This window comes from Campylobacter concisus (assembly GCF_003049065.1).
GTDB classification, from domain to species: Bacteria; Campylobacterota; Campylobacteria; order Campylobacterales; family Campylobacteraceae; genus Campylobacter_A; species Campylobacter_A concisus_BE.
On record NZ_PISC01000003.1, the window covers coordinates 60,791 to 86,672 of the forward strand.

Annotated in this window: 25 protein-coding genes; 13 read left to right on the forward strand and 12 right to left on the reverse strand. The window is 39.6% G+C overall.

The features are described from left to right. Positions 1 to 27: 27 nt before the first annotated feature. The 11 genes from CVS81_RS03450 to yajC are packed head-to-tail and all read right to left on the reverse strand — an operon-like array spanning position 28 to position 13,325. Positions 28 to 696 carry an endonuclease III domain-containing protein gene (locus CVS81_RS03450; protein ID WP_107965100.1) on the reverse strand — a complete coding sequence of 223 codons (669 nt, stop codon included), beginning with the start codon at positions 694 to 696 and terminating at the stop codon, positions 28 to 30. Beyond that, a complete protein-coding gene (locus tag CVS81_RS03455; protein WP_107965101.1) occupies positions 693 to 1,457 on the reverse strand; it encodes an ATP-binding protein in 765 nt (254 codons plus the stop codon). The genes CVS81_RS03450 and CVS81_RS03455 overlap by 4 nt, the downstream gene beginning before the upstream one ends. After that, positions 1,454 to 4,399 (reverse strand): transcription-repair coupling factor, encoded by a 2,946-nt coding sequence (gene mfd / locus CVS81_RS03460; RefSeq protein WP_107965102.1) that lies wholly within the window; start codon positions 4,397 to 4,399, stop codon positions 1,454 to 1,456. The genes CVS81_RS03455 and mfd overlap by 4 nt, the downstream gene beginning before the upstream one ends. Beyond that, on the reverse strand, positions 4,380 to 5,582 hold the full coding sequence (locus CVS81_RS03465; RefSeq protein ID WP_107965103.1) for a Mur ligase family protein: 1,203 nt from the start codon (positions 5,580 to 5,582) through the stop codon (positions 4,380 to 4,382). Before CVS81_RS03465 ends, mfd begins: the two co-directional genes overlap by 20 nt. After that, complete coding sequence (locus CVS81_RS03470) at positions 5,579 to 7,153, reverse strand: GGDEF domain-containing protein (RefSeq protein WP_107965104.1); 1,575 nt, start codon at positions 7,151 to 7,153, stop codon at positions 5,579 to 5,581. Before CVS81_RS03470 ends, CVS81_RS03465 begins: the two co-directional genes overlap by 4 nt. Next, positions 7,134 to 7,673, reverse strand: coding sequence for an LPS assembly lipoprotein LptE (gene lptE, locus CVS81_RS03475; protein WP_012139967.1), 540 nt, complete (start codon positions 7,671 to 7,673; stop codon positions 7,134 to 7,136). Before lptE ends, CVS81_RS03470 begins: the two co-directional genes overlap by 20 nt. A 3-nt stretch (positions 7,674 to 7,676) precedes the next feature. Continuing rightward, positions 7,677 to 10,142 carry a leucine--tRNA ligase gene (gene leuS, locus CVS81_RS03480; protein WP_107965105.1) on the reverse strand — a complete coding sequence of 822 codons (2,466 nt, stop codon included), beginning with the start codon at positions 10,140 to 10,142 and terminating at the stop codon, positions 7,677 to 7,679. A gap of 8 nt (positions 10,143 to 10,150) precedes the next feature. After that, on the reverse strand, positions 10,151 to 10,489 hold the full coding sequence (locus tag CVS81_RS03485) for a DUF6394 family protein (protein ID WP_002942000.1): 339 nt from the start codon (positions 10,487 to 10,489) through the stop codon (positions 10,151 to 10,153). A 9-nt stretch (positions 10,490 to 10,498) separates the two neighbouring features. Continuing rightward, positions 10,499 to 11,470, reverse strand: a complete 972-nt coding sequence (secF, locus tag CVS81_RS03490) for a protein translocase subunit SecF (protein ID WP_103650631.1) — start codon at positions 11,468 to 11,470, stop codon at positions 10,499 to 10,501. A 2-nt stretch (positions 11,471 to 11,472) separates the two neighbouring features. Continuing rightward, the gene (gene secD / locus CVS81_RS03495; protein WP_087582390.1) at positions 11,473 to 13,053 is read right to left on the reverse strand and encodes a protein translocase subunit SecD; all 1,581 of its coding nucleotides are present in this window, start codon (positions 13,051 to 13,053) and stop codon (positions 11,473 to 11,475) included. Beyond that, positions 13,053 to 13,325: a preprotein translocase subunit YajC gene (gene yajC / locus CVS81_RS03500; RefSeq protein ID WP_002941849.1), complete on the reverse strand. Its 273-nt coding sequence runs from the start codon at positions 13,323 to 13,325 to the stop codon at positions 13,053 to 13,055. The genes secD and yajC overlap by 1 nt, the downstream gene beginning before the upstream one ends. On the opposite strand from yajC, the gene CVS81_RS03505 reads away from it, so the two are divergent. After that, on the forward strand, positions 13,301 to 14,593 hold the full coding sequence (locus CVS81_RS03505; protein WP_199907144.1) for an apolipoprotein N-acyltransferase: 1,293 nt from the start codon (positions 13,301 to 13,303) through the stop codon (positions 14,591 to 14,593). The genes yajC and CVS81_RS03505 overlap by 25 nt on opposite strands. A 43-nt stretch (positions 14,594 to 14,636) precedes the next feature. On the opposite strand, the gene metK is transcribed toward CVS81_RS03505, so the two are convergent. Then, positions 14,637 to 15,842, reverse strand: a complete 1,206-nt coding sequence (gene metK, locus CVS81_RS03510) for a methionine adenosyltransferase (protein ID WP_107965107.1) — start codon at positions 15,840 to 15,842, stop codon at positions 14,637 to 14,639. 138 nt (positions 15,843 to 15,980) lie between these two features. On the opposite strand from metK, the gene sstT reads away from it, so the two are divergent. The 12 genes from sstT to fliE all read left to right on the forward strand — a co-directional run bounded on the left by sstT (position 15,981) and on the right by fliE (position 25,882). After that, the gene (gene sstT, locus CVS81_RS03515; RefSeq protein ID WP_413784306.1) at positions 15,981 to 17,348 is read left to right on the forward strand and encodes a serine/threonine transporter SstT; all 1,368 of its coding nucleotides are present in this window, start codon (positions 15,981 to 15,983) and stop codon (positions 17,346 to 17,348) included. An 87-nt stretch (positions 17,349 to 17,435) separates the two neighbouring features. After that, positions 17,436 to 19,157 (forward strand): M3 family oligoendopeptidase, encoded by a 1,722-nt coding sequence (locus CVS81_RS03520; RefSeq protein WP_107965108.1) that lies wholly within the window; start codon positions 17,436 to 17,438, stop codon positions 19,155 to 19,157. Position 19,158: 1 nt separating this feature from the next. Next, the gene (locus CVS81_RS03525; RefSeq protein ID WP_107965109.1) at positions 19,159 to 19,608 is read left to right on the forward strand and encodes a hypothetical protein; all 450 of its coding nucleotides are present in this window, start codon (positions 19,159 to 19,161) and stop codon (positions 19,606 to 19,608) included. A 51-nt stretch (positions 19,609 to 19,659) separates the two neighbouring features. Beyond that, a complete protein-coding gene (locus tag CVS81_RS03530; RefSeq protein ID WP_107965110.1) occupies positions 19,660 to 21,729 on the forward strand; it encodes an ATP-dependent helicase in 2,070 nt (689 codons plus the stop codon). Next, on the forward strand, positions 21,726 to 22,547 hold the full coding sequence (gene truB, locus CVS81_RS03535; protein WP_107965111.1) for a tRNA pseudouridine(55) synthase TruB: 822 nt from the start codon (positions 21,726 to 21,728) through the stop codon (positions 22,545 to 22,547). Before CVS81_RS03530 ends, truB begins: the two co-directional genes overlap by 4 nt. Then, positions 22,541 to 22,771, forward strand: a complete 231-nt coding sequence (csrA, locus tag CVS81_RS03540; protein WP_002941828.1) for a carbon storage regulator CsrA — start codon at positions 22,541 to 22,543, stop codon at positions 22,769 to 22,771. The genes truB and csrA overlap by 7 nt, the downstream gene beginning before the upstream one ends. Continuing rightward, positions 22,768 to 23,511 carry a 4-(cytidine 5'-diphospho)-2-C-methyl-D-erythritol kinase gene (locus CVS81_RS03545; protein ID WP_107965112.1) on the forward strand — a complete coding sequence of 248 codons (744 nt, stop codon included), beginning with the start codon at positions 22,768 to 22,770 and terminating at the stop codon, positions 23,509 to 23,511. The genes csrA and CVS81_RS03545 overlap by 4 nt, the downstream gene beginning before the upstream one ends. A gap of 14 nt (positions 23,512 to 23,525) precedes the next feature. Further along, positions 23,526 to 23,978, forward strand: a complete 453-nt coding sequence (gene smpB / locus CVS81_RS03550; protein ID WP_107965189.1) for an SsrA-binding protein SmpB — start codon at positions 23,526 to 23,528, stop codon at positions 23,976 to 23,978. Positions 23,979 to 23,986: 8 nt separating this feature from the next. Continuing rightward, entirely contained in the window at positions 23,987 to 24,583 is a 597-nt protein-coding gene (locus CVS81_RS03555) for a thioredoxin (protein WP_107965113.1), read from the forward strand. Positions 24,584 to 24,645: 62 nt separating this feature from the next. Next, positions 24,646 to 25,080, forward strand: coding sequence for a flagellar basal body rod protein FlgB (gene flgB, locus CVS81_RS03560; RefSeq protein ID WP_009294075.1), 435 nt, complete (start codon positions 24,646 to 24,648; stop codon positions 25,078 to 25,080). Positions 25,081 to 25,088: 8 nt separating this feature from the next. After that, positions 25,089 to 25,589 (forward strand): flagellar basal body rod protein FlgC, encoded by a 501-nt coding sequence (flgC, locus tag CVS81_RS03565; protein ID WP_009294076.1) that lies wholly within the window; start codon positions 25,089 to 25,091, stop codon positions 25,587 to 25,589. Next, positions 25,589 to 25,882 (forward strand): flagellar hook-basal body complex protein FliE, encoded by a 294-nt coding sequence (fliE, locus tag CVS81_RS03570; RefSeq protein ID WP_002941937.1) that lies wholly within the window; start codon positions 25,589 to 25,591, stop codon positions 25,880 to 25,882. The genes flgC and fliE overlap by 1 nt, the downstream gene beginning before the upstream one ends.

The following is a 25,882-nucleotide window of genomic DNA, read 5'->3' on the forward strand; positions in this document are numbered from 1 at the left end:
AATTTGCGCTAAATTTAAAATAAAAATTTAGTTTTTAATGCTATCAAGCACCTCTTGTCCACTTTGGCTTAAAATTTTGCCTTTGAAATTCTCTTTGCAAAACTCCAAAATAAGCGCATGATAGAGTTTCAAAACCTCAACCTCATCAAATTTATCACTATCAAGAAATTTATAAATTTCATCATACTCAAGCGAGCTAAACCACTCAGCCGCCTCGTCGTAGCTCTCAAAAATATAGTCAAAATATGCCATTATCCTAAGCGCATAAGCATCAACGACCATGTAAGGCTTGCCGCAAGCGTAAGCAAGTATCGCATCACAAGTCTCAGCGCCAACGCCTTTTACGTTTATGAGCCACTCACGGCTAGCGTTTTCTTTAAAATTATCAAAGCTCTCAAATTCATTTTTTATAGCTAGGCAAAGCGTCTTTAGCCGTTTTGCCTTTGTGTTGTAAAAGCCACTTGGCTTTATGAGCGTGGCAAGCTCGCTGTTTTCAAGCGTGCAAATGCCTTGCAGGCTATCTTTGCTCGCTTTTTTTAGATTATCTAGCGCTTTTTCAACGTTTTTCCAGTTGGTATTTTGCACCAAAATAGCGCCCAAAATGACCTCGAAAGTGCCCTCGCCTGGCCATTTTAGCTCGTCAAAATTTCTACTTTTGTGATTTAGCAGGGCTAAAAACAGATCAGTTGATCTCATTTTAAATTTTCTTTAAAAGTTAGATAAAACTGCTTTGCCGTCCTGCCACTTCTGCTAGCTCTAAGGGTAGCGAAATTTTTAGCAAGCGTATGAAGCTCATCTTTGTCGCCAGTGTAGTCTTTAAAGTAAAAATCAACCATTTTTAGGTACTCGTCGTAGTTGCCTTGATAAAAGCTGATCCAAAGACCAAAGCGGTCCGAAAGCGAAATTTTCTCCTGAGCTGCGTCGCTATAGTGGATTTCTCCGTCTATTAGCTCTGAGTTTTCATTTTCGCTTTTAAACTCGCTTATTAGGTGGCGGCGGTTTGAAGTGGCGTATAAAAGCACGTTTTTAGGCGGCTTTTGGATAGAGCCGTCCATGATAGGCTTTAGAAATTTGTACTCATTGCTGCCATTTTCAAAGCTTAGGTCGTCACAAAAAATGATAAATTTAAACTCGCTTTTTCTGATCTCATCGATGATGTCGCCAAGATATTTTAGATCCTCGCAGCCGATCTCGATGATACGAAGCCCCATCTTATAAAACTGCGTAAAAACCGCCCTTACAAGGCTTGACTTGCCACATCCTCTCTCGCCCCAAAGAAGCACGTGATTTGCCTCGTCGCCGGCTATAAAATTTCTAGTATTTTTTAGCAAAATTTCTTTTTGTTTTTCAAGTCCATAAAGTGAGTCGATATCGACAAAATCGATATCCTCAACTGGCTTTAACATCCCTTTTGTGCTCTTATAAATCGCTGCGTATTTCACACCCCAATCTATCATTTCTTATCCTTTCTTAAATAGACCAAAATTTCAGCCAAAACATCGTCATCGTCCTTGCTACGTGACTTTAGCCTGATCTTCTCGTCATCATTTTTTGTTATTAGTATATTTTGTTCGCTATTTGAGATCGTCTTTATGCCAGCTTTTAGAGCTAAAATTTTGATGATGATAAGGTCTAAAAACTGCTTTGTAAATGTATCTATCTTGCCAAATCTATCCTCAAGCTCGCTTTGTATCTCATAGACTTCACTCACCTCTTTGCACTTGCTAAGGCGCCTGTAAATTTCAAGTCTTAGTCTATCTTCTCTTATAAATTCTTGATTTAAAAAGGCGCTCACACTAAGCTTTAGATCGATCTTGTCAAGCTTTGCTGAGTCTTGATTAAGAAGCTTATTTATCTCATCTTCTAGCATCTTTAGATATAGCGAGTAGCCGATAGCCTCGATGTGACCGCTTTGCGCCTCGCCGATGATGTTGCCACCACCTCTTATCTCAAGGTCGTGATATGCTAGCACTGAGCCAGCGCCCAAAAACGAGTTGCCCTCAAGTGCCACGAGGCGTTTTAGGGCATCTTTGCTAATGGCATCTTTATCTTCAACCAAAAAGTAGCAATAAGCCTGCTTGTCACTTCTACCCACGCGACCACGCAGCTGATGCAGGTCAGCCATGCCAAATTTATTAGCATTTTCTACGATTATGGTGTTTGCATTTGGCAGGTGGATGCCGCTTTCAACGATGCTGGTGCAAAGCAGCAAGTCGTATTCGCCCCGCTCAAATTTCATCATCTCATCTTCAGCGACTTTCGCATTTATCTTTGAGTGAAGTATCAAAATTCTAAGCTTTGGCAAAATTTTCCTTAGATCATTTGCCGTCTGCTCGATGTCTGCGATGTGGTTGTGGATGTAAAAGGTCTGCCCGCCGCGTCTTAGCTCACGCATGATCGCCTCTTTGACGACCTTCTCGTCCCACTCTCTCACGCTTGTTCTCACATCCAGCCTTGAGCTTGGCGGAGTGACTAAAATGCTATATGTTTTTATCTTGCTAAGCGCCATATTTAGGCTTCTTGGTATCGGCGTGGCGCTCATGCTTAAGATGTGTGAGTGCTGAGAAATTTCTTTTAGCTGCTCTTTTTGCTTAACGCCAAATTTATGCTCCTCATCAACCACGATAAGCCCTAAATTTTCAGCCTTTACACCAAGAAGCGCATGCGTACCCACGCAAACTATGGGCTCATTTTCTTTTAGCGCTTTTTGCAAGCTTGATTTTTCTTTGGCACTTGAGAAGCGGTCCAGCCTAAAGACCTTTATGCCAAATTTGCTAAATCTCTGACTTAGCGTCTTGTAGTGCTGCGAGCTAAGAAGCGTCGTTGGCACGAAGAAAAACGCGCTAAAGCCTGATTTTATGCAGGTAAATATGGCATTCATCGCAACTTCAGTCTTGCCAAAGCCCACGTCGCCACTAAGCAGCCTATCCATCACCTTGCCGCTTTTTAGCTCATCTTTTATATCATTTACCGCTTTTTGTTGGTCGCTCGTGTATGAAAAGCCAGCGTCTTGGACGAAATTTAGATAAGAGATATCCTCTTTTTGTAAAATTTTGCCTGCGATTAGCTCTCTTTTTGCCGCCATCGCCACGATCTTTGAAGCGATCGCAAAGAGTTTTTCTCTAACCTTCTCTTTTATCTTGGCAAAATTTGCCTTGCCTAAGCGATCAAGCACCGCCATAGAGCCATTTTGCGCGATGTAACGATCTATTAAATTTAGATGCTCAACTGGCAAAAGAAGCTTGTCGTCATTTTGGTAGGCGATAACCACAAATTCTTTCGTCGCACCCAAAACCTTGATCTTTTCAAGCCCCAAAAACCGGCCTATACCATAATCTTCATGCACGACGTAGTCATTTACTTTTAGCTCATCGACCACGAGACTTGAGCGTTTAACTCGCCTTTTTTTCTCAAATTTATTAAGAGAGACTACGATCTTGTCGCTTGAGGTTAAATTTACTACAAGGGGCGAAATTTCAAGCTTTACATTTGCAAAGCCATCAAGCTCATAGCCCTTAAAAAGCCCTTCATTTCTTGAAAGAACGGTTATGCTTTTGCTATTATTTAGCTCAAAAAAGTCAAAATTTAAAGTAACTTCTAGGTCTTTATAGACCTTTGGCTCAGGCAAAATTTCAATGCCCTTAAATTTCTCCTCAGCCACATCATAAATTTCAAAATCGATCTTTTTAACAAGTTTTGAGTCAAATTCTTTTAAGTAGTCGCTAAAGCTATCTATCGCCCAAAATCCAAGTGAATTTAGGTCACTCACAAGGGCGTCGCTTTGCATATCCTCGATCTTTTGGCTAACTTTTTCAAACTCATCTTTGCTCAAATTCGCAATAAACGGCACGATTTCGACTTCGCTTAGCTCATTTTTGTTGCTAATTTGCGTGGCGGTGTTATAATTTCTAATGCTCTCCACCTCATCGCCAAAGAGTAAAATTCTAACAGGATCGTCCATATTTACGCCGTAAATGTCAATCACTTCGCCGCGAATGCTAAACTCACCAACGCTCTCAACGATATCGACGCACTCGTAGCCAAATCGTATGAGCAAGTCGGCAAATTCGCTTAAATTTAGATTATCTTTTAGCTTGATCGTTGAGCTTTCTAAGTTTTTTTGCGTTGGAAGTGGGTTTAAAAGCGTGCTAAATGGGCTTACGATGATCTTTTTGCCATCAAATTTATAGTATTTGCTAAGAACGGATGAAATTTCAAAGAGCTCTTCGTTAAAGCTTCTTAGATCATCGCCCTTTTTAGCTCTAAAATCAGGTAGTTTAAATGCGCTAAAGCCAGCAAAACTGGCCGCATCAGCGCAGAGTGCCGCCTCTTTATCATCTTCGCAGATGAGAATTTGTGGGGCGTGTGTTAAAAGATACTCATAGACCTTTGCTTGCATAGTACTCTTTTAAAAAGGCTTCGGCCAAGTGAAACGAGCCAAATGCTAGGTAAATTTTGCCGTTTTTTGCCTCTTTTATATCGTTCATATCGCTTGGCTCAAACTCTCTATGAGAAATTTTAAGCTCGTTTAGCGCTTTGTTTATGAGCTCTCCGCCAAGCTCCCTACCCTCGCAGTGGTAGTGATAAAGCAGCACGTCCTCGACAACTGGCTTTAGAGCTGCTAAAACTGCCTTGAAATCTTTATCTAAAAACGAGTTATAAACTAGCGTTAGCTTTTTGCCGCCAAACTCTTCTTGGCTAAATTTCTTAGCCACAGCCTTTGCGCCAAGCTCGTTGTGACCGACATCAACGTATAAATTTGAAGCGATCTTTTCACATCTGCCACGAAGCGATAAGGCACCAAGCTTTTTGATATCTATGCTGCTATCTAAAATTTTAGCCGCGGCGTAGGCTAGAGTTAAATTTGAGCACAAAAACTCTGGTAGATTGTGTCTATCTGCGTAGTTTGCGATCTCGTCTAAATTTTCTTTAGTTAAAATTTCTCTTGGAAAGCTCAGAGTTGCGCCTTTTTCGCTTGCGATCTCTTTTGCGATAGCGATACTTGTCTCGTTCATATCGTTACTCAAAACCGCTCTTTTGCCCATTGCTTCAAATTTCGTGCGTGAAATTTCTTCTATGCTATTTCCCAGTATCGCCGTGTGATCAAAGCCGATCGGAGTAAAGATACTTAGCTCTTTTTCAAAGACATTTGTCGCATCCAGCACGCCGCCCATGCCAGCCTCGCAGACAAAGTAGTCGCAACCCTCAAAAAGCACCGCAGAAAGCAGCGTCATATACTCAAAATAGCTCGTTTTTATCTTGTACTCATCACTCAAAAGAGCTTGCAAACGCTCATGAGCTCTCTCTAAAATTTCATCGCTAGCAACCTCGCCATTTAGCCAAAATCGCTCGTTAAATTTAAATATATGTGGGCTCGTATAGTGGCCTACTTTTGCGCCATTTTGGCTTAAAATTTGCGCTAAAAATCGGCCCGTACTACCTTTGCCATTTGTGCCGATGATGTGGATTATCTTAAAAGGCTTTAGATGTCCTTTGATCGTATCATAAGCCCTTATGATCCTGCCATAGTCGATCTCTTTGTAGTAAAGTGGCTTGCCATCAAGAAATTTCGCTAGGCTCATTTTTCCTCTATTATCTTTGGCATTACTTGGTTTCTGCCGCCCTCTTTTGAAAGATAGAGCATCTTATCAGCGCCCTCAAGTGTCATCGTATCGCTTAAATTTGCACTTCTTGTCGCCACACCAGAGCTAATGGTAACTTTAATGCGCTCATTTTTATATATAAATTTGAAATTTTCTATCATACTTCTTAGCTTCTCGCCAAATCTCACGCCATCTTTGAGGCTCGTACTTGGTAGCAAAATGACAAATTCCTCGCCACCATATCTACCGACAAAATCAACTTTTCTAGCATTTTTCTTAAGCACCTGAGCCACGGCTGAAAGTATCACGTCGCCAGCCTCGTGTCCGTAGGTGTCATTTATCTTTTTAAAGAAGTCAATATCAACAAAGCAGATAGAATAGTCCGTGCCGTAACGTTTATAAGCCTCTTCGATGCGCTGAATTTCACTCATCAAAGCTCTTTTTGTAGCCACTTTTGTCAAAAAGTCCTCTTTGCTCTCAAGCTTAGCAGCTTCAAGCTCTTTTTCTAGGCTAATAACCCTATTTTGAAGCTCTGAAATAGTCGCTTGCTTGCTGTTCATCTCAAGGCCAAGCTCCTTACTCTCGATCTCCAAGGCACCTGCGATCTCGATAAGCATGCTCTTTACATGATCGATGCTATTTGCATTTAAATTTACACTTTTAAGATCATTTTTGATGCTTTGCACCTTAGCTGAGCTACTTTTTGAGCTAGCTGCGATATCTGAGATCCTTTCGCCTATGCTTTGCAAGATGTTGTTTAATGAGCCAACTTTTTCAATGATCTCAGTTCTATCTTCTTCGATCCTGCGATCAACAAAACCCTTTATCTTATCTTGAAATTCTTTGCTATTTAGGCTTTGTGGATTTTGCTTTAAAACGCTTCTAATGCTGCTAAGCTCTTCGCCAAGCTCCTTTGTGATAGAAGGCTCAAGCGCAAAATTTAAAAGCTCTACTAGAGCATTTTCTTCTGCATTTTCATTTTTTTGAGATAAGAATTTCTCAAGCTCAGCGCTCATAGTCTTTAGATCGTCAAAGTCTCTCACGCCGTAATATTTCAAAAAGTCTAAAAATTCAGTATCGTAAGAGCTTACAAAGTCAAACCATTTAAGGCACATCTCTTCAAGATTTTTCTCATCATACCTTCTAGCAAGTAGCTGCATGCCCTGCTCTGCTAGAGCTTTTGCATCTTTGTTGTGAAGCATAGAGATGGCTTGGAGAATTCTTCTTGCAAAGGCGTTTAGTGACTTTAACTTTTTATCATCTACCACTTGTGCTGTGCCATTTTTAGCACCATGAGAGAGCCTAGCGGTCATAAAAGCTACAAACTCATCAACCGTTTTTATATGAAGACTTATAGCTTGCGCTTTATAGTCATCACCAAGCCTTGAGATATATTTTTCTATCTTTTTGCTCTCTTCGGTAGTAAAGCCATATTTTTTAGAAATTTCATTATAAACTTCGGTGTAATTTTCTGGCGTTAGCATCAAATGGCGATCTTTTATCTCGCTCAAGGCCTCCTTGACTATTTGACTAACGGTTACTGCTGCCATTTTTATATCCTTTTACAGCTAAATTTGCGATGTACTCATCAAACGCCTCTTTTGAGGCCTCTTTTATAGCTTCATATTTTTGAGTATCACTAATAACACTATCTGCGTATCTTACGCTCTTTTGACGTCTTGCCACACTAAAATCATACTCGCCAGTAGCAGGTATATCTATGACGCGACCATCTTTAAATTTGGTTTTATAGTTTAGAGTTAAAAGAGCTTTATAAGATGTGATATAGCCGTATTCATCATAGATTATCGCTTCATAGGTTAAATTTTGCACTGAGACAATTATCGAAGTATCAGCGCTCTCTTTGCTAGATAAACTCTTATTTAGCCTTGCGACCATACCCTCTTTTACGGCGTCTTTTATCCAGACACTATTTTTTGGCTCTTCTTTGCTGATGATAACATCAACATAAACTCTATCTCCAACCAAATCCTGCGAGATCTTTGAAACTGGTTTATAGCCACATCCACATATAAATATCGCAATAAAAAACGCTAAAAAATATCTCAAAATTTATCCTTTAATGACAAAATTTACTAATTTGCCTTTTATATAAATCTCTTTTAAAATTTCCTTGCCCTCAAGCCACTTAGCCACGTTTTGCTTAGCTTGTTTTAAAATTTCACTCTCACTCTCGCTTACTGCTACTTCAAACTCAGCCCTTTTCTTGCCATTAACTGTAACTGCAAGAGCGATACTATCTTTTACAAAGACCTCTTCTTTCACAGCTATCTTTGTGAAATTTTTTCTGCCAAAAAGCTCTTCGCTAAGCTCGTTTGCGATATGTGGCACGATGGGTTCTAGTAAATTTAAAATGATAAAAAAGCCCTCAGCATTTACGTTCTCATTATCCTGCGCATTTATAGCGTTTAGTGCCTCCATACAAGCAGCGATTAAAGTATTAAAAGCAAATGTATCGCCAAAAACCTCTGTTGATTTTTTAAGCGCTTCATAAATTTTAAGCCTTGCAAATTTCTCATCTTTATTTAAGCTTTCGTGATCTATCTCAGGTAGTTTATCTATCTTTTTGATAGTTTGCGCCTTCTCCCAAAGCCTATTTAAAAACCTAAATGCACCCTCAACTGCGCTGTCGTTCCACTCGAGCTCTTTTTGAGGAGGAGCAGCAAAAAGGATAAATAGCCTTGCCGTATCGGCGCCGTATCTATTTATGATATCATCAGGATCCACGACGTTGCCCTTGCTTTTACTCATCTTTTTGCCATCTTTTAAGACCATGCCTTGAGTTAGCAGATTTTCAAATGGCTCATCGTCTCTTAGATAGCCAAGATCTCTTAAGACCTTTTGGAAAAATCTAGCGTATAAAAGGTGCAAGATCGCATGCTCGATACCGCCGATGTACTGATCTACATTCATCCAATAATTCACACTCTTTTCATCAAGTGCTTTTTGCTCCCAACTCTTCTCATCGCTTGCAAATCTAGCAAAATACCAGCTACTCTCTACGAATGTATCCATCGTATCAGTCTCTCTGATCGCGTCTTGGCCGCATTTTGGACACTTTGTAAATTTCCAAGTTGGATGTTTATCAAGTGGATTGCCCTCGCCTGTAATCTCGACATCTTCAGGCAGTGCGATAGGTAAATTTTCCTCTTTTTCTGGCACTACGCCGCAGCATTTGCAGTGCACGACAGGTATTGGCGCACCCCAGTATCTTTGGCGGGAGATTCCCCAGTCTCTTAGTTTGTAGTTTGTGATCCTTTTACCAAGGCTATCTTTTTCAAATTTCTCTATTATAAAGCTTTTGGCATCCTCTGAGCTAAGGCCGTTTATAAGCTCAGAATTTATAGCAACTCCGTATTCTGAGTACGCTTTAGAGCCGTCACTCTCACCCTCAAGTGGTTTTACGACTGGTTTTATAGGTAGATTAAATTTACTTGCAAACTCGAAGTCTCTTTGATCGTGAGCAGGAACAGCCATGATAGCGCCACTACCGTAGTCAGCTAGGATGAAATTTGCAACCCAAACTGGGATCTTTTCATTTGTGAGTGGATGAACGACGTAAATTCCTAAAAATTCTCCGTCTTTATCGCTTGCCTGACGCTCTCTTGGGCTTTGATTAAGTATTGCTTTTATCTTTGCCTTCTTGCTTTCATCAAATTTATCACTTTCAAGAAGCGCTTTAACGATAGGATGCTCTGGCGCAAGGGCTGTATAGCTAACGCCATAAATCGTATCAGGTCTTGTTGTAAATACCTCAAAACCATCAAATTTACCACCTAAAGTCTCTTTTGAAGCCTCATCAAGGCTAAATTTAAACTCCAAGCCATAGCTTCTACCGATCCAGTTTTCTTGCATTGTGATGACTTGATTTGGCCATTTGCCCTCAAGAAGTTTTAGATCTTCAAGTAGCTCGCTAGCGTATTTTGTGATGTTGAAGTAGTATCCTGGAAGCTCTTTTTGCACAACATCATTACCGCATCTCCAGCATTTGCCGTCTTCAACCTGCTCGTTTGCAAGCACGGTTTGATCGTACTCGCACCAGTTTACGATGGCATTTTTTCTATAAACAAGCCCTTTTTCAAACATCTTTATAAAAAAGCTTTGCTCCCACTTTGTGTAAAGCGGGTCAGATGTAGCTAAAATTCTCTTTTTAGAGAATGAAAAGCCAAGGCTTGCAAGCTCCTTTTTCATATAGTCGATGTTTTCGTAAGTCCAAATTTTAGGGTGAATTTTATGTTTTATGGCTGCGTTTTCAGCTGGCATACCAAAGCTATCAAAGCCGATAGGATGAAGCACGTTGTAGCCGCTTTTTCTATATGATCTAGCCAGCGCATCGCCGATAGAGTAGTTTCTCACATGCCCCATATGTATGCGTCCGCTTGGATATGGAAACATACTTAGGATATATTTTTTTGGCAAGCTTAGATCATCTTTTGGTTCAAATTCTTCATTTTTATCCCAAATTTCTTGCCACTTTTTTTCTATCTTTAAAGGCTCATATTTTCTCTTCTCAGCCATTTTTTCTCCTAAAATTCTTCTTGTGATTTGCTTGATTCTATTAATACCAAGGCTAGTGAAAATATATTTGCAATGACCGCTCCAATAGCTAGTGAATAGCTAAGCGTTGCATTTTCAGAGACTTGCAAAATAACAAAAGCTGGTATAAGGTGCAAATCAGCAACCAGCGAGCTAGCAAAAAGCTCAGCTGATAGTAAATTTTTAACTCCGATCTTAAGTAAAGTTGAAACCAAATTTATACTAGCCGCCACAAAAAGGGCGATCTCGTTTTTATCATATAAAAACTCCGCCGTAGTCGTAAGACTCATCAGCGCAAAAAATATGTAGATAACTTTTCCCCAGTTCATTATCCCTCCTTACACAACGCCTTTTTCAAACATAGCACGCTCTTTATCACGCTCTTTTTTGATCCTTTGCTTCTCAGCCTCTCTAGCTCTAAAATGCTCGATGCTAAATTTAAACCAGATAAGAAATGGTGATGAGATGTAGATCGAGCTGATCGTTCCTATAACGATACCAACGATAAGGATAAATGAAAATCCATGTATCATATCTCCACCAAATAAAAATAACACAACAACAGTCATCATCGTAGTGGCTGAAGTTAGGATAGTCCTTGAAAGCGTAGCAGATACTGACTCGTTGATAACGCCCTCGATATCAGTTCTCTTACTCTCTTTTATGCCTTCTCTTATCCTGTCAAAAATGATGATCGTATCGTTTAGCGAGTAGCCAAGCACTGTTAATACAGCCGCTAGAGTGTCTAAATTTACATCGATATCAAATAGCGAAATAGCACCAACAGTTATAACTATATCGTGAATTTCAGTTGCGATCGCAGCTAGTGCAAATCTCCATTCAAATCTAAATGTGATATAGATCAATATGCCAATTAGTGAAATTCCAAGAGCCATTAGACCTTTTTCTCTAAGCTCGTCACCAACCTTTGGACCAACGATATCAACACGTCTTACTTCAAAATTTCCAGTATCTTTTAAAATTTGCTTTATCTCAGTGCCGATGTCACCAGTTAAATTTGAACTTGATCCTGAAAATCTAATAACAGCCTCATCTTCGCTTCCAAACTCAGTAACAGAGGCGTTTTTAAGCACTTCATTTGTGCCAAAAGCGTCGCGAATTTTATCAAGTGGCGCTTTGGTATCGTATTTTAGCTGGATAAGCGTACCACCAGAGAAGTCGATGCCGTAGTTTAGACCCTTCGTTGCAAGCAAAAAGATCGAACCAACAAATAAAAATATAGAAAGTGCGAGTGACACAAATCTAAACCGCATAAAATCATAAACTTTTGCCTTAGTGAAAATTTGCATCCCTAGCTCCTTTTATAACCAAACCAAAGTCTGGTATTTCCGCTTTTTTCTATCTTATCCATGACTGCATCAAACATGCCATGTGTGCCTAAAATGGCTGTTAGCATCGAAGCCATGATACCTATGGCCATTGTCACAGCAAAGCCTTTAACTGGGCCAGTACCATAAGCATAAAGCACAGCAACCGTGATGATAGTAGTTAAGTTTGAGTCGATGATCGCACTCATAGCGTGCTCATAGCCCTTTTGCACGGCCGTTCTTATCGCCACGCCTTCACGCAAAAGCTCACGTATACGCTCATTTATGATGACATTTGCATCAACCGCCATACCGATAGTTAGCACGATACCAGCCATGCCTGGCAAGGTAAGCGTCGCTCCAAAAAGCGCCATGACAGCAACTAATATAACAACGTCTGCAACTAGCGCGATATTTGCAAAAATTCCAGAAATCCCGTAATAAACTAGCATAAATAGCACAACTAAAATAGATCCAGCAGCAAGAGCTACCATGCTTTGATTGATGCTCTCTTGGCCTAGAGATGGACCGACACTTCTTTTTTCTAGCATCTTAACAGGTGCTAAAAGTGCGCCACTTCTAAGCGCGATCGCTACGTCGTGAGCCTCGTCAAGTGTAAAGCCACCGCTGATCTGACCGCTGCCGCCACCTATTCTTTCATTTATAACTGGAGCTGAATAGACCTTACCATCAAGCACGATAGCAAGCCTTTTACCAACATTTGCACCAGTAAAATCACCAAAAATTCTAGCACCTTCTGAATTTAGTGTGAAATTTATGATCGGTAGGTTATTTTGCTGAGAAAATGCGACCTTTGCGTCAGTTAGCATCGAGCCATCAAGTACAGGGATATTTTTAACGACGTATTTTACGCGGTCATTTTTAGCATCTTTAAAGATCACGTCACCATAGCTTTCAGCCTCGGCCTCACTCATGGTATTAGCCTGATCTTGTCTTTTATCATCAACTGCCATAAGCTGCAAGTGAGCAGCCTTTGCGATAAGATCTCTCGCTCTTTGCTCGTCTTCTTCAGTCTTTATGCCAGGAAGCTCGACTAGGATATTATCTTTGCCTTGTCTAGCGACTGTTGGCTCAGCTAGACCAAACTGATCAAGCCTGTTTCTAATGGTCTCAACAGCTTGTGAGATAGCGTACTCGATCGTATCAAGTCTCTCTTGCTCTGTAAGAGTGATATGATAGTTTAGACCATCTTTTTTGATATCAAGCCCTTTTATCTCAGCCAAAGCCTTATCAACCTTTGGAGCCTCGTCACTATCAAGTAGCGCAAAATCAACACTATCTTCTTTTATCTTAAATTTATCAATGAGCACATCTTCTTTTTTGGCATAATAATTTATGCTTCCAGCGATTGACTTGATCTTAGAGTGGATAGCTTCGTTAGTTTCAACACCAAGAAGCATATGAAGACCGCCTTGAAGGTCAAGTCCTAGCGAAATTTTAGCTCCGCTTTGGGTCTGAAAGAAAGATGGCACCGAAAAGCCAAAACCAAAAACCAAGGCTAATATTAATATAATCAGCCTATATGTAACTCTTGCGTTACGCATTATTTATCTTCGATCTTTTTAGCTACAAACTCGCGTGCTATACGAACGATTACATCATCGTTAAGTTTAACTTTGATAAAATCATTTTCGGCTTTAATCACTTCGCATATAAGTCCGCCATTAGTTACTATCTTATCGCCTTTGTCAAGAGCTGCAAGCATTGCTGCGTGGGCTTTTTGTTGTTTTTGTTGAGGTCTGATAACCAAAAAGTAAAATATGGCGAAAAGCACAACAAGAGGTAGTAATGATGTTAAAAAATCAGCGTTTTGCATGGATTTCCTTATTTGTAAGATTTTTAAACGGACATTTTAGCACTAAAATTATAATAAAAGCCTTTGTCGGTGCTTTTTTGCTTTCTAATTTCATTTTTTTAGCCATGGCTGAAAATCAAATTTTAAATTTCATCTCACCTTTTCTCACGCTAGCTGGAATTTTCGTCATAATAAATTTAAGCAGAGCTGGATTTTTCGCGGCTGGATTTTTCACTGGGATTTTGTGGTTTTACTGGATCGGCTTTAGCTTCATTTACTACGAATTAGTCTGGCTTATCCCATTTGTCATCCTCTTTGTAGCCCTTGTTTATGGACTTATGTTTTGGATAGCCTCTTTTCCAAGCTTTGTGGCACTAAGAGCCGTTTTGTTATTTTTAATAAGCTACGTGCACCCATTTGGCTTTAACTGGTTTAACCTTGAGGCAACGCTTGTTTTAGGCGCTTTTGAGCCAAATACTAGAGGGCTTATATTTATATTTTTAGCAGCCATTTCTTTGAGTTTAAAAGGTAAAATTTTAAAATTTATCCTAGCTTTTATCTGTCTGATCGCTGCTTTGCAGTTTAAAAGTAACGAGGCAAAGACTCTACCATTTGAGGTGGAGCTAACAAATACTAATGTCGCTCAAAGGGTGCGCTGGGATAAAAGCTTGCGCATGGAATTTACAAATGAAAATTTAGACATGATAAATAGCGCTATCGCCGAGCAAAAACGTCTCATCGTGCTTCCAGAGAGTGCGTTTCCATTATTTATGACAAATGAGCCGCTGCTTGTTGATGAGCTAAAAGAGCTTTCAAAACAGATAACTATCGTAGCTGGCGCGCTTGCCTATGAAAATAAGCAAATTTATAACTCTGCATTTTTGTTTCAAAATGGCACTCTTAGACGAATGGATAAGAAATTTTTAGTGCCATTTGGAGAAGAAATTCCTCTGCCAAAATTTATGCAAGATGCGGTAAATAAGCTATTTTTTGGCGGAGCTAGCGACTTTAAAAAAGCTGAAAATTTTAGTGACTATGAGATAGATGAAGTTAAAATCAGAAATGCTATCTGCTATGAAGCGACAAGAGAGGAGCTTTATAAGGGCGAATTTGACGTGGTCGTGGCTATCACAAACAACGGCTGGTTTGTACCAAGTAGCGAACCTGTGCTTCAAAGGTTGCTTATAAAACACCTTGCTACAAAGTATAATAAAGCGGTCTATCACAGCGTAAATGGCTCAAAAAGTGAGATAATAAAGCCAAAAAAAGCGTTTTGGGATGAGTTTTAAAAGGGAGATTTAAAGTGGCTTTTAGATAAAGCCACTTTTTTGATTATTTTTTTAGTAAAGCCTTGAAAGTATCGACTGCATCAAGCTTTTCCCAAGGGTATTTTGCATTTCCCACTTGGCCTTTTGCAGCTACTTTTGCATATAAAAATGTCTCTTTGCTTGGTTTATCAAGACCAAATTTATTTGTTATCCAGCGAGGTGTTAGAGAAAAATGCTCGCTTACAAAATTTGAAAGCATATCGTCATTTACGCCGTTTGCGTGAGTTCCCATAGTATCAACACTAACTGAAGTTGGCTTAGCAACGCCTATTGCATAGCTTATCTGGACGATGCATTTTTTAGCAAGGCCAGCTGCGACTATGTTTTTAGCTATCCAGCGCGCTGCGTAAAGTCCGCTGCGATCAACCTTTGTGTAGTCCTTGCTTGACTGAGCGCCACCACCTATTGGGCTATATCCGCCAAAGCTATCGACGATTAGTTTTCTACCTGTTAGGCCGCTATCGTGAAGTGAGCTATGATTTACATATCTGCCTGTTGGATTTATGTAAATGATCGTTTTTTCTTTATTATATAGCTCTTTTGGAAGGCCAGTTTCGTCTATTAAATTTTGTATTAGTGCGCGAAGCTCTTCTATCTTCATGCTCTCCACGCAAGGAGCAGATACGACGATAGTGTGGATACTTTGAGGTTTGCAGTTTTCAAAGTTGTCTTTACTGCCGTAATCAATCGTAACTTGAGTTTTTATATCAACACCAAGTTTATCAGGGTTTGCTTTGGCAAATTTATAGACTTTTTCACAAAGCATTCTTGCGTAAGTTATAGCTGCTGGCATAAATTCTTTCGCTTCGCAACTTGCAAAGCCAAACATGATGCCTTGATCACCTGCTCCAATCTCGCCGTCACTTTGATCAACGCCTTGATTTATATCTGGACTTTGTTGATTTAAGCAAACTTTTACCTCGATATCATCTGGGTGCAAGCACTGCTCTTTTGTAAAGTTGCTCTTTCCGTCATATCCGATATGCGCAAGAGCGTCTTTTACGATCTTTTCGTAGTCTTTATAAGAGAGTTTTACTTTTGAGTTTATCTCTCCGCCTATTATTATATTTTTTCCAGCTACAAAAACTTCGCTTGCGACGCGTCCATTTGGATCTTGCGTTAAGATAGTATCAACAATGCTATCAGCGATGATATCAGCGCATTTGTCTGGGTGACCTGGACTTACAACTTCAGAAGTAAATAGATACATTTTCGTCCTTTTCCTTGGTTAAATTTTCGTGCAATTGTAACAAATCTATATAAAAAGCCAATTAATCTTTTTAAATTTCTTTATATTTAAAAATCATTTAGCTAAAATCAACAAAAAACTAATTTATTAAGGTGTCAAATGAATATGTTTAAAAACATTGCAAGAAGATACGCCGATGGAAATTTGATCGTTCAAATTTTAGTTGGTATCATCCTAGGTGCCCTAGTTGGCTTTTACACACACTATCAGGCAGCCCCTTACAACCAAATCTCAGCTAAAATTCAAACCATCCAAAAAGAGAGTGGCTTAAGCGTAGATGAAGTCATAAAAACTCGCCTTAGCCAAGATGAAGCAAAACAGCTTGATGAAGCCAAAGAAAAGGCTAGTTCGGCTGATTCTATCGCTGCTTCAGCCTCAGTTTTAGGAGATTTGTTTAAAGGCGCTCTAAAAGCGATCGCACCTATTCTTGTATTTGTTTTAGTTGCAACCTCTATCATTTTAAAAGATTTTGGCCACACAAAAGGCATGCAAAAGATCATCACACTCTACCTTGTTGGCACCTTTTTAGCAGCTGTTGTGGCGGTTATTGCTAGCTTTTTATTTCCTATCGAGATACCGCTAAAAGGTCTGGAAAGTGCAGATATGTCAGCACCTCAAGGCATCACAAACGTGCTAAAAGATCTTATCTATAAAATGGTAGAAAATCCGATAACCGCCCTAGCAAACGGCAACTATATAGGCATCATCACTTGGGCGATTGGTGGTGGTATCGCTATGAGATATGCTACACCTGAGACCAAAAAGGTATTTAAAGATATAAGCGACGGCGTAACTCATATCGTTAAATTTATCATTAGACTTGCTCCGTTTGGTATCTTTGGTATGGTTGCTATCAGCATTCATGACACTGGATTTGAGGCACTTGCAGGATATCTAAAACTGATCTTAGTTCTTGTTGGAGCGATGCTTGTGGTGGCATTTATCGTCTATCCAGCGATGGTTTTTGCACTAACTAGGAAAAATCCTTATCCACTTGTGATGATCTGTTTAAAAGAGAGCGCGATCTCAGCGTTTTTTACAAGAAGCTCAGCTGCAAACATCCCTGTAAATATGGCGCTTTGCAAAAAGCTTGGACTAAAAGAGGAGCTCTACTCGATCTCTATCCCACTAGGAGCCACCATAAACATGGGCGGTGCAGCAGTTACCATTAGCATCCTAGCGCTTACTGCGGTAAATTCTATCCCATCTATCACAGTTACATTTGGCGATGCGCTTCTTCTTTGCTTCGTCTCAGCCCTTGGTGCGTGCGGTGCATCTGGCGTGGCTGGAGGATCGCTTCTTCTAGTGCCATTAGCGTGCGGACTTTTTGGCATCGGCAACGATATCGCTATGCAGTTTGTCACAGTTGGCTTTACGATAGGCGTTATCCAAGACTCGGTTGAAACTGCGCTAAATAGCTCATCAGATGTGCTTTTTACAGCCGTAGCCTCAGAGACTTCAAACTAACCTTCATAAAATTTCAGCTAAATTTTGGCTGAAATTTTACTTTTATCCATTTTTTTGTAAAATGTCCCAAAAACTTAAAGGACGATAATGCAAATTTGGGATCTAAAAGCACTTTTTGCAAACGAAAAAGAGTGCGAGCAAAACGCACTAAATTTACAAAAAGAGTGCGAAAAATTTAAAGATAAATACCTTGAAATTTATGAAAAATTAAAAACAGACGAGTTTTTAAAGGCATTTGGCGAATATGAAAGCTTGATAGCTAAAATTTCAAAAGTAATGACTTACGCTTTTTTAAATTTTGCCAAAGACACAAGCAAGGGCGCATTTTACGCAAAGATCGATGAGATAGCGACAAAAGCAAATGAAAATTTGATATTTTTTGAGATCAAATTTAATGAATTTGCCCCTAAAAAACAAGAAGAGATCATAAAAAGCTCCAAAAAATATGGCTACTATCTAAGCAACCTAGCCAAAGCAAAACCACATCAACTAAGCGTTGCAGAAGAAAGGGTGCTGCTTCGCACTGCAAGCACCGGGGCTGAGGGCTTTTCAAGGCTTTTTGATGAGAGCATGAGCAAGATGAGGTTTAAATTTAAAGGCGAGCTTTTAAACGAAGAAGAGATTTTAGCCAAGCTTCACGAGAGCGACCAAAGCGTGCGAAAACTGGCCGCCAAAAGCCTTTCAAACGAGCTTAGCAAGCACCAGCACCTCCTTGGCTACATATATAATATGATAAAAACTGATCTAAAAACGAGCTGCGAGCTGCGAAATTTCAAGCTTCCTGAAGAGCCAAGACACCTTGAAAATCAAATCAGTAAAAAAAGCGTTGATTCGCTAATTGCTGTAACTGAGAAAAATTTTGACCTAGTTGCTAAATTTTACGAGCGAAAAAGAGAAATTTTAGGCCTTAAAAAGCTTTATGACTACGATAGATACGCGCCTCTTAGCAGCGAGGGGGAGTATAAATTTGATGAGTGTAAAAAGATAGTTTTAAAGGCGTTTGGGACATTTTCACCTAAATTTGGCGATATAGCTAAAAGCGCTTTTAGTGACGGCTGGATCGACGTTTATCCAGCGCCAAACAAGCGAGGTGGCGCATTTTCTCACTCAGGATCAAGCGACACGCACCCTTATGTTTTGCTAAATCACACAAACCAGCGAAGAGACCTTTTTACGCTAGCTCACGAGCTTGGCCACGCTGTGCATCAAAAGCTCTCATATAGTGTAAGCTACCTAAACTCAGACACTCCACTAACCACGGCTGAGACGGCTTCGGTCTTTTGCGAGATGCTAGTTTTTGACCACGTAAAAGACGGCCTTAGCAAAAAAGAGAAAATTTCACTGCTTGCTGGCAAGATAGAGGATATATTTGCCACGCTTTACCGCCAGATAAATTTCACCACCTTTGAAAGGGCTGTGCACGCACATGAGGGCGAGATCAGCCTAGATGAGCTAAATAAAATTTGGCTAAAAGAGAGCAAAAAGATGTTTGGCAAAAGTGTCACGCTAAATGACTACTACAAAATTTGGTGGAGTTACATCCCACATTTCATCCACACACCTTTTTACTGCTACGCCTACTCTTACGCGCAGCTTCTTGTGCTTGCACTTTTTGGGCTTTATAAAAGCGGCAAATGCAAAAATTTTGTCGAAATTTACACCGAGTTTTTGAGCCTTGGTGGGAGCCTTAGTCCAAGGGAGCTTGTGGGTAAATTTGGCTTTGACATAGATGATAAAAATTTCTGGCAGATCGGCATAAACGAGGTCAAAAAACTAGTAGATGAGTTTTTAGAAATTTCAAAGGATTAAGATGTTAGACGAAATTTTAGACGATGAGAAATTTGCGCTTTTGATGAAGATGCACATCTATGAGTGCATTGATTTTTTGCTTGAAAAGGGGCTAAATTTCTCAGTTATGGCAAATTTACCGCTAGTTAGCTTTGAGCCTAGCTTGCCAGATGAGATAAGCAGTGGATTTAGCATGCCAGTCATTATGTTCTCGCTTGGTGGCTACACGCTTGAGAGTGCGAGGCTAACGCAAGATGAGCTTAGCTTTGAGGCTGGCTTTGGTAGTGAGAATTTTGCCTCAGTGGTATCATTTCCACTTGGCGCAGTGGTTCAAATTTTGGTTGAAAATAGCCCGATTCTTGTAAATTTCTCCATTTATAAGCCAAAAGAGAAGCAAGTCGATCACGCTAAAAAATCAGCCTCAGTCTTTTTGCAAAACCCAAAAAATAAAGATATATTTAAGAAAAAATAGTAATTTTAAGCATTTTTGGCTAAAATCAAAAGAAAATTTAAAAAGCGAAAAATGGAAAAATTACTATCAAATTTAAACGAAGCCCAGCGCGAAGCAGCCACCCACATAGACGGTGCAATGCTCATACTAGCAGGTGCTGGCAGCGGCAAGACAAAGACGATCACAACTAGGCTTGCCTATCTCATCGGCGAGGTCGGCATAGATGCGGCAAACACGCTAACTCTTACATTTACAAACAAAGCCGCCAACGAGATGCGTAGCAGAGCCATGGCGATGCTAAGCCAAAGCGGCAAAAACTACTCGCCGCTGCTTTGCACATTTCACAAATTTGGACTTTTGTTTTTAAAGCTCTATATAGAAAAGCTTGGCAGAAAAAACAACTTCGTCATAATCGACACAGACGATAAAAAACGCATCATCAAAAGCTTTGAAAGCCCAGTCGCCACGGCTATTTTGTCAAGTGAAATTTCAAACTACAAAAACTCACTTTTAAGCGTCGAAGAGGTCTATAAAAACGCAAATTTCTCTTCATTTGATAAGAGCAAGGACAACTTTTACAAGCAAGCAGCGCAAATTTATGAAAAGTATGAGGACTATTTAAAGGCGAACAACCTTGTTGATTTTGACGATTTACTAGGGCTTACGTATAAAATTTTAGACGAAAACGAAGATCTTGCTAGAGAAATTTCAAACCGCTACAAATACATAATGGTCGATGAGTATCAAGACACAAACGACCTTCAGTATAAACTGCTAAAAAAGCTCTGTCTATGCCACGAAAACATCTGCGTGGTGGGCGATGATGACCAAAGTATTTATGGCTGGCGCGGTGCAAAGATAGATAATATCTTAAATTTCAAAGATCAGTTTAGCAACGTAAAGATCATCAGACTTGAGAAAAACTACCGCTCAAGCGAGGCGATACTAAAGGCTGCAAACGAGCTAATAGATCATAACCGCAACCGCCTTGGCAAGAAGCTTGTAGGCACAAAGGGCGAAGGCGAAGCTGTAAATTTGATAGAGAGTTTTGATGAGAGCGTCGAGGCTGGCAAGATCGCAAAAAATATAAAAGAGCTTTTAAGCAAAGGCGTGCAGGCAAAAGATATCGCGATCTTATACCGCATAAACGCACTCTCTCGCTCGCTTGAAGATGGACTAAACAAAGAGCAGATCTCTTATAAAATGGTCGGCGGAGTTAAATTTTATGAAAGAGCCGAGATCAAAGATATCATAAGCTACCTAAGGCTGATAAATAATCCAAACGATGACTTCTCAATAAGACGTATCATTAATCGCCCAAAACGCGGCCTAGGCAAAGTGAGCCTTGATAAACTTGAAAAAATGGCATTTGAGGGCAAAATTTCCATTTTTGAAGCAATCTCAAACATCTCTGATAACGACGAAGCCTTTAGTAAAAAGGTAAAATCAGCCCTTCTTGAGTTTGCAAACAACCTAAAAGAGCTTCAAGAAAGCAGCTCAGTTTTTGACCTCATAGATAAATTTGAAGCTAAATTTGGCGTCAAAAAATACTACGAGAGCCTGCCAGATGGCGCTGAAAGAGCGGCGAACATCGACGAGTTTTACGCTGTTTTAAAAGATCAGATCAAGCAAAATCCAAGCTTTGATTTAGAAGAGTTTTTAAACGAGATCACGCTAACAAGCGAGCAAGACGGCATTAGCGACGAGGCTATTAGTATTATGAGCGTGCATGCGAGCAAGGGACTTGAGTTTGAGCACCTTTTTGTGATCGGCCTTGAAGAGGGATTTTTCCCGCTCATTGGTGATGGTAGCGACATCGAAGAGGAGCGCAGGCTCGCTTACGTGGCGATAACAAGAGCTAAAAGGACACTTAGCCTAAGCTTTGCAAATTCGCGCTTTTACAAAGGTCAGCGCACGAGGCTAAATAAGAGTAGATTTTTAAGCGAGAGCGGTATCACGCATGGCTCGCTAGTCATCGAACAGAGCAATGAATTTAAAAAAGGCGACCTTGTTAAACATAAAATTTTTGGTATCGGCAGGGTGAGCGCGGTTAGCAAGATCAAAAAAGAGTTTAAACTGACTATAAATTTTGGTGGCAATGTAAGAGAGATAATGTCAAGCTTCGTGGAAAAGGCCGTATGAACGCCATTTTCGTGGCAAACAAGCCTGCTGGCATGAGCTCAAACCACTTTTTAGGACGACTAAAGAGAAAATATGGCGTTAAAAAGGCTGGATTTTCAGGCACGCTTGATCCATTTGCGAGTGGCTGTCTGATAGTCGCTTTTGGCTCATATACGAAATTTTTTAGATTTTTAGACAAAAGCCCAAAGGTCTATGAGGCGACTATTTGGCTTGGGGCGAGTAGTCCTAGCATGGATAATGAAAATATCACTGAAATTTCAAACGTAAAAGAGCTAAATTTAGAAAAACTTGAAACCATAAGAGGCGAGCTAATAGGCAAGATAAGCTATATCCCGCCAAAATTTAGCGCCAAACATGTAAATGGCACAAGGGCTTACAAGCTAGCAAGAAGCGGCGAGGAATTTGAGCTAAAGCCAGAGACAATGGAAATTTATGAGAGTGAAATTTTGAATTATTCACACCCTTTTTTGACACTTCGTTTAAGTGTAAGTGAGGGGAGTTACATCCGCTCTTATGCAGAAATTTTTGGGCAAAAAGTTGGTTATAATGTAACTTTAAGCTCATTAAAGAGGGTAAGCGAGGGTAAATTTCGCTATGAAAATGAAAAATTTTTAAATATTTGCAATTTTTTAAATATTAAGCAAAACACGTATTTTGGGGACATTAACAACATACTAGATGGCAAGAAATTAAAAATTAACGATTTTGAAACACAAACACAAGGAATTTATTTGCTAAATTATGATAAATTTATGAGCGTAATCCAAATCATGGATGATACTATAAATTACACTTTAAACAAGGTAGAAAAATGTTAATCTTAGCAAGAAAAGAAAACGAAGAAATTTTACTAGGCAATGACATAAAAGTCGTCGTAGTAAGTATCTCAAAAAGCACCGTTAAGCTTGGTATCGAGGCCCCGCGCAACACAATGATACTAAGAAGCGAGCTGGCAAACGATATTAAAAACGAAAATATCCACGCCACCAAAAAAGCAAGCGAAGCCGATATCCACGAGCTCGCGAAAAAAATCGAGAAATGAAAAGCTTTGCAAAGATCAACGTATTTTTGAAGGTAGTTGGCACCAGAGGCAACTACCACGAAATTTTGTCACGTTTTGTTCTTTGCGAGCAGCTTTTTGATGAAATTTATTTTGAAAAGTCAAATTCTTTTGCTATCGAATGCGACAACAAAGAGATAAAAGAAAACATCATCCAAAAAGCGATAGACGAGCTAAAAAAAGCTGGCTTTTCAAACGAGCTAGATGAGTTTTTTAGCTCTCACAAAATCATCATCAACAAACAAATCCCAATAGGTGCTGGTCTAGGAGGAGGCAGTTCAAACGCTGCCACCTTTTTACTTATGGTAAATGACCAGCTAAATTTAAATATAAAACGCGAAAATTTGATGCAAATAGCCTCTAAAATCGGCGCGGATGTGGCCTTTTTTGTAAGCGGATATAGGGCAGCAAATGTAAGTGGCATAGGCGAGACCATAGAAGAATTTGACGATGAAGTGCCAAATTTAAATATTTTCACGCCAAATGTTTTTTGCTCCACACCGATGGTTTATCAAGAATTTAGAAGCAATTTCTTACAATATATAGACGTTAATGCTGCAAAAAAGATGCAAAATTTAAAGAGCAAAGAGCTACTTGAAATTTATAAAAACGAGGAGCTAAACGATCTTTTTGCCCCATGCTTTAAGCTCTATCCACAGATGAATGAGTTTAGGGATAAATTTCTAAGCGGCAGCGGCAGTAGCGTATTTAGCGTAAAATAAAAGGTAAAATTTTGATAAAAGATCTAGCAAAAAACAAGAAAGCTTTGCATGACTTTAGCATACTTGAGACCTTTGAAGCTGGTATCGTTTTAAAAGGCAGCGAGGTCAAGGCTCTAAGGGCTGGCAGAGCAAATTTAAAAGACAGCTTTGTGCGCGTCATAAAGGGTGAGCTTTTCTTACTAAACGCTCATATCAGCTATCTTGAGACCACACACAGCGCATTTCGTCCAAATGAGCGAGCCGCCAGAAAACTTTTGATGCACAGAAAGCAAATCGATAAAATTTTCGGTCAAGTCTCACAAGATGGGCTTACTTTGGTTGTTTTGGCACTTTATCTAAACGATAAAAACATCGTAAAAGCAAGGCTAGCGCTTGCAAAAGGTAAAAATTTACACGACAAGCGCGAGACTTTAAAAAGACGCGAGGCAGACAAAGAGGCAAGAGCTGCCATAAAAAGATATGTTTAAGGGATAAGATGAAGAATTTACTTGTTTTAATAATCGCTTTATTTGCTTTTTTTGGTTGTGGCGAAGATGAGAGCAGCAGTGCAAATTTTAAAGAATTTAGCCCAAACGAAGAGGTCAAACTTGTAGATGTAAGCGGCAAGGAGCTTGCTTTAGTTCGAAAAGATCATGGCTTTGCTATCAAAAATGATGAAAATAAAGTTTTAATGATCGACATTTTTGGCACATTTTGCCCACCTTGCCAAAAAGAGGCAGCCGAGCTCACAAAATATCAGCTTGAAAACAAAGATAAATTTACGCTAATCGGACTAACTCACTTTGAAAATGTCACAAATGAGTATGTTTTGCATGAATTTATGCAAAAATTTAATGCCTACTACTTCATAACAAACGATCAAAAGATAAATGACAGGCTTGCCGAGCAAATCGTAAGAGATATCGAATACAAACACGAGATCGCGCTACCTTTTAAAGTGGTGATAAAAAACGGCGAATATCAAATTTTAACAGATGTAGATAGCGGACAATACGGAGTTAAATACTATCTTGGCGGCATAAAAGTCACAAAAATGAAAGAAGATTTGGCAAAAATCTATGAAACAAAATAAATTTGCCTTATATTTGGAACATCATTTGCTTATAAATGTGTGAAATTTTAGAAGGACTTTAAATGTTTGTTTTAGATAGATCAAAATCTAGCCCACTCGTCGAATCAGCCCTTGCAGGCAGAGAACTACGCCAAAAGCTCATTTCTGGCAACCTTGCAAATGTTGATACGCCATTTTACAAGGCTAGAGACGTAAGATTTGAAGATGTTTTAAGAGAAAAAGCAAATGAAATTTACAACGTTTCAGAGAGCAAAAAACTAAATTTAGCTAAAACAAACGAAGCGCACATGGCTGCGGTTGATTTTCCAAAAAGCGACACAGCTCAAATTTTCTTGCGCGATGGTCACATGGCTAGAAACGATGCAAACACGGTTGATCTTGATGTTGAGACAACAGAAATGGGCAAAAATACAGTTATGATAAACGCCCTTGATAGCGCCTACAAGGCTCAGGGCAATATCTTCAAAAGCGTAATAGACGCAAGTGCTAAGAACTAGGAGAGATGATGTCATACTTAAATGATTTTGATATTAGCGGATACGGACTAAGCGCACAACGCTTCAGGATGAATGTCATCAGCTCAAACATAGCAAACGCTCAAACCACAAGAACGGCTGAGGGCGGACCTTACAGAAGACAAGAGGTCATCTTTAAAGAGATGAACTTTGATAAAATTTTAAACGATCAGCTTAAAAACTCACAAAGTTTGCTCGAGTATGAAAATCCACTCGATGATCCAAGCTCACCTAAAAACGCTCACCCTGCCCTAACTAGCGTGATCGTAGATAAAGTAGTGCGCGATGACAAGGACTTTCAGCTAAAATACGATCCAAGCCACCCAGACGCAAATGCAAATGGCTACGTCGCATTTCCAAATATAAATCCAGTCATCGAGATGGCTGACTTACTTGAAGCGACAAGGGCTTATCAAGCAAATGTAGCGTCATTTCAAAACGCAAAAACAATAGCACAAAGTGCGATATCACTCATTTCAGGACAAGCATAATGATAAATAGCATAAATTTAGATAAGTTAAACAAAAACGAAAATTCAAACAAAATAGCAAAAGCGGGCGAAGAAGGCGGCTTTGAAAACGCATTAAATGACTCTTTAAAAGAGCTAAACAAGGTTCAAATAAACGCCGATAAAGCCATAGCTGATCTCGCAACTGGCGAGGTAAAAGACTTGCACCAAGCAGCTATCGCCATAGGCAAAGCAGAGACTAGCATGAAGCTTATGCTAGAAATTCGCAACAAAGCGCTAAGCGCATACAAAGAAATTTCAAGAACGCAAATTTAA